At 66.5% G+C, this 12335-nt stretch carries 11 protein-coding genes and 5 pseudogenes; 10 read left to right on the top strand and 6 right to left on the bottom strand.

The window, feature by feature from the left end; all coding sequences use genetic code 11:
* The first annotated feature begins 27 nt into the window (after positions 1-27).
* The 3 genes from ACIBL4_RS37980 to ACIBL4_RS37990 are packed head-to-tail and all read left to right on the top strand — an operon-like array spanning position 28 to position 2040.
* A complete protein-coding gene (locus ACIBL4_RS37980) occupies positions 28-909 on the top strand; it encodes an ISL3 family transposase (RefSeq protein ID WP_399416421.1) in 882 nt (293 codons plus the stop codon).
* A complete protein-coding gene (locus tag ACIBL4_RS37985) occupies positions 906-1547 on the top strand; it encodes a transposase (protein ID WP_399416364.1) in 642 nt (213 codons plus the stop codon). The genes ACIBL4_RS37980 and ACIBL4_RS37985 overlap by 4 nt, the downstream gene beginning before the upstream one ends.
* Before the next feature lie 58 nt (positions 1548-1605).
* Positions 1606-2040 carry a hypothetical protein gene (locus ACIBL4_RS37990; RefSeq protein ID WP_399416365.1) on the top strand — a complete coding sequence of 145 codons (435 nt, stop codon included), beginning with the start codon at positions 1606-1608 and terminating at the stop codon, positions 2038-2040.
* Between the two features lie 252 nt (positions 2041-2292).
* On the opposite strand, the gene ACIBL4_RS37995 is transcribed toward ACIBL4_RS37990, so the two are convergent.
* Positions 2293-2769 carry a hypothetical protein gene (locus tag ACIBL4_RS37995; protein WP_399416366.1) on the bottom strand — a complete coding sequence of 159 codons (477 nt, stop codon included), beginning with the start codon at positions 2767-2769 and terminating at the stop codon, positions 2293-2295.
* Positions 2770-3414: 645 nt separating this feature from the next.
* On the opposite strand from ACIBL4_RS37995, the gene ACIBL4_RS38000 reads away from it, so the two are divergent.
* On the top strand, positions 3415-4068 hold the full coding sequence (locus ACIBL4_RS38000; RefSeq protein ID WP_399416367.1) for an NAD(P)H-binding protein: 654 nt from the start codon (positions 3415-3417) through the stop codon (positions 4066-4068).
* 650 nt (positions 4069-4718) lie between these two features.
* Positions 4719-5119, top strand: a pseudogene (locus ACIBL4_RS38005) (RidA family protein).
* 439 nt (positions 5120-5558) lie between these two features.
* Here ACIBL4_RS38005 and ACIBL4_RS38010 read toward each other — a convergent pair.
* Positions 5559-6320: a DeoR/GlpR family DNA-binding transcription regulator gene (locus ACIBL4_RS38010; RefSeq protein WP_399416368.1), complete on the bottom strand. Its 762-nt coding sequence runs from the start codon at positions 6318-6320 to the stop codon at positions 5559-5561.
* A gap of 148 nt (positions 6321-6468) precedes the next feature.
* Between ACIBL4_RS38010 and ACIBL4_RS38015 the strand changes: the two genes are divergently transcribed.
* A complete protein-coding gene (locus ACIBL4_RS38015) occupies positions 6469-7596 on the top strand; it encodes an MFS transporter (protein ID WP_399416369.1) in 1128 nt (375 codons plus the stop codon).
* A gap of 444 nt (positions 7597-8040) precedes the next feature.
* Here the strand turns inward: ACIBL4_RS38015 and ACIBL4_RS38020 are convergent, their stop codons facing one another.
* A complete protein-coding gene (locus ACIBL4_RS38020) occupies positions 8041-8292 on the bottom strand; it encodes a hypothetical protein (RefSeq protein ID WP_399416370.1) in 252 nt (83 codons plus the stop codon).
* On the opposite strand from ACIBL4_RS38020, the gene ACIBL4_RS38025 reads away from it, so the two are divergent.
* Complete coding sequence (locus ACIBL4_RS38025) at positions 8291-8494, top strand: hypothetical protein (RefSeq protein WP_399416427.1); 204 nt, start codon at positions 8291-8293, stop codon at positions 8492-8494. The genes ACIBL4_RS38020 and ACIBL4_RS38025 overlap by 2 nt on opposite strands.
* Before the next feature lie 21 nt (positions 8495-8515).
* Here ACIBL4_RS38025 and ACIBL4_RS38030 read toward each other — a convergent pair.
* Positions 8516-9078: pseudogene (locus tag ACIBL4_RS38030) on the bottom strand (ABC transporter substrate-binding protein); the annotation flags it as partial.
* On the opposite strand from ACIBL4_RS38030, the pseudogene ACIBL4_RS38035 reads away from it, so the two are divergent.
* Both ACIBL4_RS38035 and ACIBL4_RS38040 read left to right on the top strand, forming a co-directional pair.
* Positions 9078-9454: pseudogene (locus ACIBL4_RS38035) on the top strand (WYL domain-containing protein); the annotation flags it as partial. The pseudogenes ACIBL4_RS38030 and ACIBL4_RS38035 overlap by 1 nt on opposite strands.
* Before the next feature lie 436 nt (positions 9455-9890).
* On the top strand, positions 9891-10352 hold the full coding sequence (locus tag ACIBL4_RS38040; protein ID WP_399416371.1) for an acyl-CoA thioesterase: 462 nt from the start codon (positions 9891-9893) through the stop codon (positions 10350-10352).
* 210 nt (positions 10353-10562) lie between these two features.
* Here ACIBL4_RS38040 and ACIBL4_RS38045 read toward each other — a convergent pair.
* Positions 10563-10920 (bottom strand): annotated as a pseudogene (locus tag ACIBL4_RS38045) (DDE-type integrase/transposase/recombinase); the annotation flags it as partial.
* Here ACIBL4_RS38045 and ACIBL4_RS38050 point away from each other — a divergent pair.
* A pseudogene (locus tag ACIBL4_RS38050) lies at positions 10916-11382 on the top strand (IS5 family transposase); the annotation flags it as partial. The pseudogenes ACIBL4_RS38045 and ACIBL4_RS38050 sit on opposite strands and share 5 nt — an antisense overlap.
* 57 nt (positions 11383-11439) lie before the next feature.
* Here ACIBL4_RS38050 and aroQ read toward each other — a convergent pair.
* Positions 11440-11907, bottom strand: coding sequence for a gamma subclass chorismate mutase AroQ (gene aroQ / locus ACIBL4_RS38055; RefSeq protein WP_399416372.1), 468 nt, complete (start codon positions 11905-11907; stop codon positions 11440-11442).
* Positions 11908-12335 lie beyond the last annotated feature (428 nt).

Raw genomic sequence — 12335 nt, forward strand, 5'->3', positions numbered from 1 at the left:
GCGGACGTGTCCGTGGTGTCGGTGGACGTGAGCAGCGAGACGATACGAGTCGAGGCCCGCAGCACAACGACCGGTTCAGCGTGTTCGGGCTGCGGGAACTGGTCGATCCGGGTTCATAGCCCCTACCTGCGGTTTCCTGCGGATGTCCCCAGCGCAGGGCGCCGGGTGGTGCTTTGCCTTCGGGTCCGTCGCTTCGCATGCCCCGTCGCTTCATGCGGGAGACGGACGTTCGTTGAGCAGGTGCCGGGATTGACCCGGAGATACGGCCGGTGGACCGAGCGTCTGCGTTCGACGCTGGCGTCGATCGGCCTCGCCCTGGCCGGCCGGGCGGGAGCTCGGATGGCTGGAGTCTTTGGGGTGTCCGTCAGCCGCAGCACGGTGCTGCGGCTCGTCGAGGCGCTGCCCGAACCGGATCTGCCAGCCCCGAGAGTGGTCGGCGTCGACGAGTACGCGACGCGCAAAGGCCGGCACTACGGCACGGTGCTCGGCGACGTCGAAACGCGACGGCCGGTGGATTTGCTGCCAGACCGGGAGGCATCGAGTCTGGCCGCCTGGCTGGCCAAGAGGCCAGGGATCGAGGTCGTCTGCCGGGACCGGGCTCCCTTCTTCGCCGAAGGCGCCACCGTCGGGGCACCGCAGGCAGTGCAGGTCGCGGACCGCTGGCACCTGTGGCACAACTCAGCGAAGCCGCCGAACGGTGCGTCGCCGACGATCGGGGCTGCCTGCGAGGCATGGCACCCGAGCCATCCCAACGGGTCAAAGAACCAGAAAAACCAGCTGACCCCACTGGCTCACCGTGGCCCACCGGCCACCGGTTCCCCGACAGAACCCGGTCCAACCATGCCGCCGTCCACGCCCTGCTGGCGGCCGGCCACAGCCGACGCGCGATCCAACGCCAGCTCGGGATGACCTACCGCACGGTCAAGCTCCTCGCCGACGCCACCACCCCGGAAGACCTCTTCCACGGCCAGTGGCAGGCCCGCCCCCTCAGTCCTCGACGAGTACGGGCCCTACCTGGACGACCGTTGGAACCAGGGCTGCACCAAGGCCTGGAGGGCATGGGAGGAGATCGTGCCACTCGGCTACAAGGGCTGCTACCAGCGAGTTCGCGCCTACTTCCGCACCAAACGCCTTTCGGCCGATCCGGGCACCGCACCCCCGCCCGCACGGTCGCCGGCTGGATCCTGCGCCACCCCGACTCCCTCTCCGAGGTCGATCAGCTCCGGCTCAAGGCCGTCATGGCCCACTGTCCCGAACTGAAAGCCCTCGCCGGACATGTCCGCTCCTTCGCCCAGATCCTCACGGAGCGACAGGGCCAACGGCTGCCCGAGTGGCTCGACGCAGTCCGCCAGGACGACCTGCCCGGTCTCCACACCCTCGTCGTCGGCATCGATCGCGACCGGGCCGCGGTCACCGCCGGGCTCACCCTGCCCTGGCACTCGGGTGTCGTGGAAGGGCACGTCAACCGCATCAAGATGCTCAAACGCCAGATGTTCGGCCGAGCCGGCTTCGCGCTCCTGAGGAAACGAGTGCTCCTCGCTCCATGACGGCTGCCAACACGTGAAACGCTTTCGACAACGATCAAACCCACCGCAGGAGCCGTGAATGTCCAGGACCGCCGACATCGATCTCGTGTTCGCACGCGCCGTCACCGTAGACGCCGTGGTGCGAGCTCTGGCCGGTGAGGGGTGGTCGCTGCAGGAACCGCTTGGTATCTCCTACGTGGTCAACAACGACGACCTGTTCGACTGGCAGTCGACTTCAACCGACCAGGCAGCTGAGGTCCTGACCTTGGTTGATTCGCCGGCCAACGTCGACCACCACGTCGGTGTCTGCATCTATCACTCAACTGCGGAAACCGGTGGCCAACTACTTTTTCATGCTGGCCGATCGCACTGTTCCTTCATCCCGACGATCGACCGGCGGAGCCTCTCCGGAGCACCAGCCCTCACGGACATGGCCTGGTATCTGAACACGCTAGTGCCGCCCCTGCTTGCCCTGGGGCTGGCCAGCTACGAAGCGAGAGACCTTGCTGACTGAGACTCGTTCGTCAGCAGCTCTCGGTCGACATCCGGGCAGCACGCGCATACGGAGAAGCCCTCGCTGCCTACCCAGCCGGTGTCACTCACAGCCACGCGATCACGGAAATTGAGCCAGAGCCCATACTCGCGAACAGAGCCAACCTCCCTCACCCTCGCACGGCAACCGTGACGGCGGAACACCCCCGCGTCGGCGGGGAGGACCTCAGCGCCTACGCCGAAGCGTTCAACACCAGGTCAAGTACCCGACGACTCACGTCTGAGCGCCCTCGTCGGTGAACTGTCCGTGCAGGATCCGCACGTCCCCGAAGTGGGCATGCCCTCGCAGGACGGACTGCGCTTCCTCGCCTCGCAGCGACCAGCACCTGATGGCTCCAGCACAGAACGCTGACACACTGGTCACGCCATGCTGCTCCGTGCGGATCGGTTCTGGTCGGTGATCCAGGACGCCAGGAGGCGTAGGCCGTCGTCGTTGCGGGTCGCCGGGGTTGCGGGCGTTGTGCATGCGCAGTTGGGCGATGGCCAGGCGGGTGACCTCCTCCCAGTCGGCGTAGAGCTCGCGCATCGCGAGGTCGGTGAACAGCAGCCTGATGTAGGTGCGGTCCTTCTCCGGGATCTTCCCGAAGTCGGTGATCAACGCCGCGCCCATGGCATTCCAAGCGAGGACGTCGGTACGGCGGCCGATAACGAACGCGGGCGTGTGGGCGAGATCGTCGAGCAGGGTCTGCAACTGCGGCTCGACCTGCTGCCGGGCGCGTACGCGCGGCTGGTGGGGATCCTCCTTGCCGGCGAGCCCGCCAGCAGTGCGACCTCCTCGCGGCGCAGGCCGGACACCCTCCGCAGCTGGCCGCCGCCGGGGAGGCCGACGTCGGCGGGGTTGGCGGCTCGGCGGGCCCTGAGGAATTCCCCCGGCTCGTCGCGGTGTTGACATCGATGTGCGTGCTATGAGGGGGACAGTTCTTCCCCAGGATGATTCTGCGACCAGGGGGCACATGTACTTCTTCGCGGGACGTGCTGTGCAGGTCCTCGCGGTCAGGAGGTAATCGGCGAGGGGTGACTTCCCGTGGCGTCGACAGTGGTTGGCGGTGCCGCGGGCTCGTTGGCACACCAGGGTGAGGATTTTGGTCGGGGCCAGCCGCTCGGCCGACAGCCGCGCGAGGTCGGTGTCGCCGGAGCCTCCATCGGGCGTCGGGCGTCCGGGGAGTAGAAGGCGTCGTAGAGGACCGGCTTGGTGCCCTCGATCGGCATCGGGGGCGCCGACTCAGTCGCGGCGGTCAGCACGGCTTCACTTTCGCCGTGCTGACGGGCCCGCTCGCTCAGGCATCGCTCTGACGACGGAGCCGAAGAGTCACATCGAGAGAACGGAGCATCTAAGGTGGACGTCTTCATCATCGGCATCACCGGCGGTATCGGAGGTCGGCTCGCGCAGAAACTGCGCTCGCGGGGAGACGCCGTCCACGGGCTCGTACGCCGAGAAGACCAGCAGGCTGAACTGGCAACGCGAGGAGTGAACGCACACGTCGGCGATCTCTCCAGTATGACGGCGGAACAACTCGCGGCAGCATTCGGTGACGTCGACGTGATCGTCTTCAGCGCCGGATCGAACGGCGGCAGCAAGGAGGTCACGACAGCGATCGACGGCGATGGGGTCGTCAGAGCGATCAAGGCGGCACGCCTCGCCGGTGTGGAGCGCTTCGTGCTGGTGTCGGTGCTTCCGGAATCTTGGCGGGAACGCGACCTCGGGGAGGAGGTCGAGTACTACTTCGCCGTGAAGAAGCAGGCAGACGTCGAGCTCAGCCGCAGCGATCTGAACTGGCTGATCCTGCGCCCCTCACTCCTCCTCGACGGCCCGGGAACCGGCACCGTATCCCTCGGGCCGGCAGAGCTCCACGGCCAGATCGCTCGCGACGACGTCGCCACCACCCTCGCTGAACTGCTCCACGAGCCCCGGATCGGCCGGCAGATCCTTGAACTCAACACGGGGTCGACACCCATCGAAGAGGCGGTCCGAGCGAACGTGCGCTCTTGACTTGTCTTCCGCGAGAGCGCCCGCCGGATGCCGCCGCAGCCTTGGAGGCCGAAGTCAACCAGTACATAGCCGAGTCGGCGGCCGAGACCGACGAGCGGCCATGCCGGCGTCTGGTGGTCCGCAACGGCCACCACCGACCGCGGACTGTGGCCATGGCGGCCGGGCCGGTCGAGGTCACCGTGGTCAGGGTGAGGGACCGCCGCGTCGATGAGCCCGCTGGCGAGCGCAAGCGGTTCTCGTCCAACGCCCTGCCGCCCTGCTGCCGCAAGTCGCCGAAGGCCTCGGAGGCGCTGCCGCTGCCTGGCCCTGCTTGGCGGCCGCTTCGACGGCACGAAGGAGCGCTGAACGCAGGTGTGCGCGCTTCTTGGCCGACGCCACGGCACGCCGCGACCTCTCCTACGACAGTGACCTCACCGGCCAGATCACCATTCCTGTCCTCACCCTGCATGCAATCGAGGACCCGCTGAGCCTCGATGGTCAGGAACGCCCACTTGTTGGCGACGTCCGCTCTCGCGCCAGAGAGTCCGCGCGCCTCAGGTCCGCGTCTTCGGGCGAGCCCGTGAACTGCTCCGAGTAGCCACAAGAGAGCACGTGCGTCTTGGTTCCGCGGAAGCGAACCCGCGGGCTCTCATGGCAAGGAGGCAGGCAGCATGACCACCATCGACGTCTTCAACCACAACGTGCCGGCCGAGAGCGACTTCGGATACTCGCAGGCGATCAAGTCCGACGACCTGGTCCACGTCTCCGGACAGCTCTCGCTCGACGAGGCGGGCACTTCCTCCATGCGGACGACTTCGCCGCCCAGCTCAAGCAGACCTACGCCAACTTCGACAAGGTCCTGAACCACTACGGCGCCACGCGCAACCAAATCATCTCGCAGACCCTGTATGTGGTGAACCTGCAGCAGAACGCCCGGGCGACGTCAGAAGGCAACCTGACGTACTTCGGCGACCACCGCCCGGTCAGCACAGTCCTCGGCGTCACTGAACTGACCTTCCCCGGCCAGGTCATCGAGACCAGCTTCATCATCGACACCAAGCTGACCGCCTGAGCCCGATCAGGTCCGGCAGGAGGTGATCACCGACGGTCCCCAGGGCGCTGCCGCCCTGGGGACCGTCGATGGTGAAAACCTGTGCCTTCGCGCGCTTTACCAGCTCCCGCCCCCCCCGGCACCGGCTGGGCCGGCCACACGCCTACCCGGGAACCCGGCCCACCGCCGGATGCACGACCGGAGAAAACGGAAGACGCGACCGCTACATGGAGCCAACGAGCATCACAACCGACCAGCAACGCAATTGGCCAGCAGGATCGGCCGTAGGCGCAAACAAGCCGGAAGCCCCGGGGAAGGCGTCCGGCGGAAGGCCCGATGTCACGCCGGGGAGTATTCCTGTCCGGATCGCGTACGACGCGCCATCGAGCCGGCTGCCCACAGAGGCTTGGACGATGCGTGAAGTCGCGGCGTTCGGTGCGGCGAAGGCGTACAGGACGGGTCAGACGATCCTGAGAGTGGTGCCGTTGTTCTCGAGCGCGGTGGTCTCGTCGGCGGGTGCAGTGGTGTCGGTGACAAGGGTGTGCACCAGGGTGGAGGGCCCGACGTAGGCGTGGGTGGTGCGGCCGAGTTTGCTGCCGTCGGCGGCGGCGATGATACGGCGCGCTGAGGAGATGACCGCCTTTTTCACCGCTGCCTCGTCGAGGTCGTAGGCAGTCATGCCGTCGCCGGCGGTCAAGCCGCAGCAGCCCAGGACGGCGGTGTCGCAGCGCAGCGCCGACAGGGAGGCGAGGGTGAGGGGTCCGGTGAGGGCTCCCTCGCCGGCGCGGGGCCGGCCCCCGGGGACCAACAGTGAGGTCGGTTCGGGGGCGTCACTGAGGATGTGAATCGCCTGTAGTGACAGGGGCATCACGGTGACGTGCCGTCCGCGCAGCAGGCGCGCGACTTCCAGACAGGTCGTGCCGCTGTCGAGCAGGACGGTTTCGCCGTCGGTGATGAGTGAGGCCACCTCCGCCGCGATCCGGCGCTTGGCATCGATGGCTTCGTGGGCGCGCAGCGCGAAGGGAGGTTCGTCTCCTCGCAGGAGGAGGGTTCGCGCGCCGCCGCGGAACCGTTCGAGGACGCCTTGCGAGGCCAAGTGGTCCAGATCGCGACGGATGGTCATCTCCGAGGAGCCCGTCAGGTGCGCGAGTTCGGTGACTGTGGCCGTTCCTGCCTCCTGGACGGCCTGGATGATCAGTCGGTGACGTTCCACGGTGCTCATACCGTGATTCAACACCACCCGCTTCGAACATCACAGATGGTTGAGGCGCCGGGTTTCGAACAGATCGGTTGTTCGTTATGGTGTCCGCATGGAAAGAGCCCTGCGCGCATCTCGCATCGTGACATTTGTCTATTTCGTACTCAATGGCATGTTGCTGGGTATGTGGGTCGTGCAGATTCCGGCCATCGAGGAACGCGTGGGCATCAGCCATGCGGCCCTGGGCGGGTTCCTTGTGCTGTTGGGGGCCGGGGCCTTCGCCGGCATGCAGTTCGGCGGGCGGCTGTCCGACCGGCTCGGTACACGCACCGTCGTTCCCGTGGCCGGAGTGCTGTGCAGCGCGACCCTGGTACTGCCCGGTCTCGCCCAGGAACCGTGGGCCCTCGGAGCTGCCCTACTGCTCTTCGGATTCGGGAACGGCACCCTCGACGTCAGCATGAACGCGCATGCGGTGCAGGTGGAGAGGGCGTACGAGCGGCCTGTCATGTCGGCCTTCCACGCCACGTTCTCCGTCGGCGGTGTCCTGGCCGCGCTCGCCGGTGCCGCGGCCATCGGCATCGGCTGGGACCCGGCCACGACGTTGGGCACCGCCGCAGGCGCCGGCGTCATCATCGCTCTGGCGTCAGCTCGTGGTCTTCTGCCCACCGGGTCGACCGTCCCCGCACCCGATGCGGAGGGTGAGCCTGAGGTGAAGAAGCGCGCTGTTCCCGCCCGGATCTGGCTCCTGGCCGTCCTGGCTCTGCTGGTCATGCTGTGTGAGGGAGCCGCCAACGACTGGAGCGTCCTGCACCTCAAGACCGTCTTGGACGCGCCGGAGAGCACCGCCGCTTTCGCCTATGGGACCTACGCGGCCACCATGACCATCGGCCGGCTCCTGGCGGACCGGATATCCGCGCGGTTCGGTCCGGTCGCCGTCCTGAGGTACGGCGCGGCCCTGGCCGCCGTCGGCATCACGGTCGTAGCCCTCTCGCCCTGGATCTGGGCGGCGCTGACCGGCTGGGCGCTGTTCGGTCTGGGCCTGTCCGGCTGCATCCCGCAACTGTTCAGCGCCGCCGGACACGCCGACCCCACAGCCGCGGGCACCAACGTCTCCCGAGTCGCCGGACTCGGCTACATCGGCATGCTCGCGGGCCCCGCCGTCATCGGCTGGATGACCCATCTCATGGCTCTCAATCACACCTTCCTGCTGCTCACCCTGTTCTGCGCGACCGCCGCGGTCGCGGCCGGCATCCTGCGCCCCTCTCCAGACCGGCCGCGCACCGTCGAGCTGACCTCCTGACCTCCTGACCGCCTGCGGGCGCGGCCTGACCATGCGCCGCGCATTCGGCGAAGGTAGGAGCGGCTTTGGAGCCCGAGTGGCCGGGTCCTTGCGCGGACGACGGCCTTTGTGCCGAGCAGTCGTAGGCGAGTAGGTCCTTCACGGCTCGCAGTCCGCCTCGGGGCCGCAGTCCCTGGGCGGCCGGACCGTGCCGCCGAGGGAACGCGGCCCTTCGGAAGCAGGCCGAAGCCAGCGGCCGTAGGGCAGCACATCACCGACGACTTCTCGGTCACCAGATTCGGCTACAGCACATATGCCGACCCCGCCATCACCTCCATGCACAGCCCGGGGTTCGAACACGGCGTACTGGTGTGGAAGTTCTTCCATACGCTGGACGGTGCATCAGCCAACTACACTCACGAACACGCCCCTGACCAGCAGAAATAGCGAACTGCAACTGGTGTACTAGGCACGCCCTCGATCGTCCTGGCGCGGCTTCAGCCCGTCGACGACGACGGTGAGCATGCGGTCGAGTTGGGCGCGCTGCTCGGGCGCGCCGGCCACGGAGAGCACGCCGGTGAGGATCCCGCCGACGTCGACCGGATCGATGTCGCTGCGCAGTTCTCCTGCTTCAGCACCGGCCTGGAGCACCATCCCCAGGATTTGCTGGATCTCATCGCAGACGGGTCCGGTGCCGAAGCGTCCGGAAGCGCTCATGGCGACCAGGGCTTCGCAGATGCCGCGCCGTTCACCGGCCGAGGTCGGCCATTTCCTCGGGCACGGTCATGTCACCCGCCCCGGCCCCGGCAAGCCGGCTCCCGCGATGATGCAGCAGATCAAGGACATGCACGGCTGCGTGCCCAACGTCTGGCCGTACGACGACGAGGGACGGTACGTCACCGGCCCCGCCGTTCCCTGAGCTGAGGGCTCAGCGCTGGTGCGGGACCATCGCGTACTTGCCGCCGAAGAAGCCGGGCAGGGTGTCCGAGCCGCCGCTGCCGAGGGTGGTGGGCGAGGCGCTGTGGTCGGTGTTCGCCTGGTCGTGGATGGTGCGCGGCACGGTGTGGTCGGCCGCCTCGAACCGGATCGTCACCTTGCCGTCCTCGCCGCGGTGGAAGAGCTGTCCGCCCGCCGACAGCGACAGGTTGAGGGTCGCGGACACGGGCTCCTTGAGCGGCCAGGCCACGCCGTACTTCCCGTCGCCGCTGAGTTGATCGGTGAGCGCCGGAACTCCCCACAGCTCCAAGGCCGTTCGGGTGTCGGGACGCGTACGCCGGAGTCCTTCAGCCATTTCTTGTTGGCGATGAGCACGCGCGGCTTCTGGAGGAACGGCACACCGTAGATGCCGTCACCGAAGATCGCCGTGTCCCAACCGCGTTGCGGGATGTCCGACCTGAGCCGCTCGGGCAGCAGTTCGGTCAGGTCGGCGAGGTAGCCGCCGTACGCGAAGTCCGCGAGGTCGTCGGAGGCGTCGTGGATGATGTCAGGTGCCTCACCGCCCTCGCATCACAGACGCACGGACCCCGCCCGGCTCATTCGAGGCGCCCGTGGGTCCCGATCCGGCACGGCGCGTGTTGTCAGGGTTCGTCACGGCTGAGTACCGACACGAGGTGACCTTACGGATCCACGGGACAGTTCAGCAGATCCGCGCCCACCTTGCCGCCGGCGTCGCGAGCCTGGAGGAGCACGCGCCCATGGCAGACAAAGACCGGGCGACCGAGCGCCGGCTGCGCGTCCAGCTACGGTCGGAGCGGCTCGACTGGTTGCCTCCGCTACTCGCCTCACTCGACCGTCCGTTCGTCATCGAGCGCCCGATGAACTGCGCAACCTCGTCATCGCGCTCGCCCAACGCCTGGCGTCCTACGCCCGCCAAGCCTGACAGCGAGGAACCAATGTCATGAGATGGCACACTTAGGTGATCGTCTCCACAAGCCGCTCGAGCAGGAGCCGGCAGGAGCCGGACTTGGTCATCGTTGGCGCAGGCTGCGGACCAAGGACTGCCCGACTGCAAGCCGCCGTCCTCGAGTTGGCCGAGAACGGTCACCCTCTGCCTGCATCGCGCCAGCTTAGAGAAGAGATGCAAGGACTCAATGAACCGTTTCTCGGCTGGTATCGTTGTAACGGGACGGGTTGGTCGCGCGTCGTCGGCAACTGCATCGCTCCCCGCCGACACCGAGCCGACGGGGACAGGATCGCGGCCCTCATACAGAGTGTGCGTAACGAGCGCCAGATCCACTCAACGATTTGTCAGAATCGGATCCAGGATGACTTCGGCCAACAGCAAGGCTCCCGTGGGTACGTACGAAGCGGTTTCCGTGCACTTCGAAGACCTTGATGCGTACGGCATGGTCCATCACAACAAGTATCCCTTCCTCTTCGAACGGGCCTTCAATAGTTACCTGACTCGCAAGGGTTTCCCCTTTGGCCGTGCGTCGGGATCTCCCATCGAGATGATTCAGGTCGTCCGGTCCATGCAACTGACCTATGACGCCCCCATCACCAGGCTCGGGGAGATCCAGGTGCAGTTCTGGCTCGAGCACGTGGGGCGCACAAGTTTCACGTATAAGTTCGTCATTCTGTCTGCCGACCGCGCGACCGTCCATGCCAGCGGAACGCGAGGAATGGTGAACCTCGATGCCGGCACGCTGCGGCCGACTCCGCTGACCCAGGACCTATTGGACTTCAGCCGACCGCTGATGTCGGACGAACTCTTGGCGACGCTGGAGGCGAGGGAAGCACAGTCCGCCCCACCGGGTGGAGACGTCCCTGGCATTTGAGCGGGCTTCGCTGGGCCAGCGCCTCCCAGGTCGTCCGGCCCGCGTGTACGGTGACCGGTTTCAGTACGTCCGATCCGGGTGCTGTTCCGATGTCGGCGAAGTGCCGCAACACCGCGTGGCGCACTTGCGGGAGCGATGCGCGGAGTGGCCGTACACGACGAGGTGCACCTTGTGGTCGAAGTGGCCTGCGAGACGGTTCAGGAAGCGGCAACTCTCGGCCAGGGCGTTGTCACAGCTCGAGTCGACCCTGCCCATGCTCCTGCGGACGCCGTACCGGTCGCAGACTTGGGCGAACGCGGCGGAGGTGTATTGCGATCCGCGGTCCGCGTGGCAGATCACCCCCGCGGCATTTCCGCCACGGGCCGCGACCGCGTTCTGGATCGCGTCGATGACGAGTTCGGCCCGCATGCCGCGGGGCCATCGACCAGCCGAGCACTCGGCGGGAACGGATGTCGATGACGCAGGCGAGGTAGAGCCACGTGGCTCCGACCTGCACGTATGTGATGTCTCCGCACCACTTATCGTCCAGAGCGTCGGCGGTGAAGTCCCGCCGGACCAGGTCCGGCACCGGCACAGGCCCGAGCCCCGTGGACCGGGGCAAGCCGGGTTCCAAGATGCACATCCTGTCGGACGCGAACGGACTGCCCCTGGTCGTCGGAGTCTCGGCCGCCAACGTCCACGACAGCGAAGGGCTGAAGCCCATGGTGGCGGTCACCAAACGAAACACGACCCTCACCGCGGCCGGTACTTCAAGCCTCAGCGCCTGCATGCGGACGAGGCATACGACCGTCCTGATCTGCGCAAATGGCTGCGCGGCAAGCGGATTGGCGTGCGCATCGCCCGCAAGGGCATCGAGTCCAGTCAGCGATTAGGGCGTCGGAGGTGGGTGATCGAGCGGACCATCTCCTGGCTGTCCGGCTATCGCAGACTCAGCCCGCGTTACGAGTGCCATTCCCGCAACTACCTCGCATTTCTCGGACTCGCCGCGGCACTGTGCTGCTACAAGCGGCTCGTCCGCCTCACCACGTAGGACACGGTCTAAAGGGACGCGAGTCACTTGAAGTTTAGCGAGGCGATCACAAGGGGATCAAGCGCATACCGGCTTGATTGCTCCCCACAGGGCACGGTCATGCAACCGGTCGAGCCCGTATTGGCGGTTGGCTTTCTCCTTGGCAAGGATCAGCAAGGCCTTGCAGCGCAGAGTGGAGTTGCGCAGATCCTCCGTGCCGGCCAGTTGATCGATGAACTCGACGGTGATCCGGTCTAGCGCGGGACGCACCTCAGTGGCCAGATCGGGCCGCTGAGTTGGCGCCAGTTCCGTGTGTTCAGTCCAAAGGTTGTGGAGTCTCTGCTGTACTACCTTGCTCATTTCTATCTGCGCTCGAAAGAAGTCCACAGTTTTTTCGGGGTCGATACCGGCGTCGGCGGCGAGTGCTGCGGCCTGGTCTAGTACCTGCTGTTCCCGTACTGGATCTTCAATTGGCGCGGCGGTGCCGAACTTGGCGGCGGCAACCTTGTCAGCGAGCAGGATCCGCTCGGCAGCGAGACTGACCAATGAGGTAAGCACACCCCTCGGTATTACGCGTGCAGGGGCTGCTGTTGCTGGCATCGCGCCGACGGACAACAGCCGGGTCAACATCAAAGCTGAGAGCCCGGCACGCAGGGACTGGGAGACGGAAGCCTTTGTGGACACTCGAATTTTCCTTTCTCGCACAGCAGTCGGTGTCGATGGAGATTTCACAATTCCGATCCGCCGAGTGCGCGCTTAACGCTGGGCGGGCGGCCGGGGTGGCGGCCTCGGCCGAGCTCACTGCATGGCGTATGCCTGGGGGCACGACGTTGACGCGGCATCATTTAGTGTCGCAGGAGCACCACGCCACGCAAGGTCCCCACTTTGGCTGAATGTTTACGCGCTAAGCGATGCGTGTGGCGCGGCGAAGGTCGATGCAGAAAGGTGTCGTGATGAGGGTAGGTATCAGTACG

The organism is Streptomyces sp. NPDC050416, from assembly GCF_044458845.1.
Taxonomy (GTDB): domain Bacteria; phylum Actinomycetota; class Actinomycetes; order Streptomycetales; family Streptomycetaceae; genus Streptomyces.

Coding starts and splice junctions, on each gene's coding strand:
- ACIBL4_RS37985 (WP_399416364.1), top strand. CDS start 906: ATGACCTACCGCACGGTCAAGCTCCTCGCCGACGCCACCACCCCGGAA.
- ACIBL4_RS37990 (WP_399416365.1), top strand. CDS start 1,606: ATGTCCAGGACCGCCGACATCGATCTCGTGTTCGCACGCGCCGTCACC.
- ACIBL4_RS38010 (WP_399416368.1), bottom strand. CDS start 6,320: ATGAGCACCGTGGAACGTCACCGACTGATCATCCAGGCCGTCCAGGAG.
- ACIBL4_RS38015 (WP_399416369.1), top strand. CDS start 6,469: ATGTTGCTGGGTATGTGGGTCGTGCAGATTCCGGCCATCGAGGAACGC.
- ACIBL4_RS38025 (WP_399416427.1), top strand. CDS start 8,291: ATGGCGACCAGGGCTTCGCAGATGCCGCGCCGTTCACCGGCCGAGGTC.
- ACIBL4_RS38020 (WP_399416370.1), bottom strand. CDS start 8,292: ATGAGCGCTTCCGGACGCTTCGGCACCGGACCCGTCTGCGATGAGATC.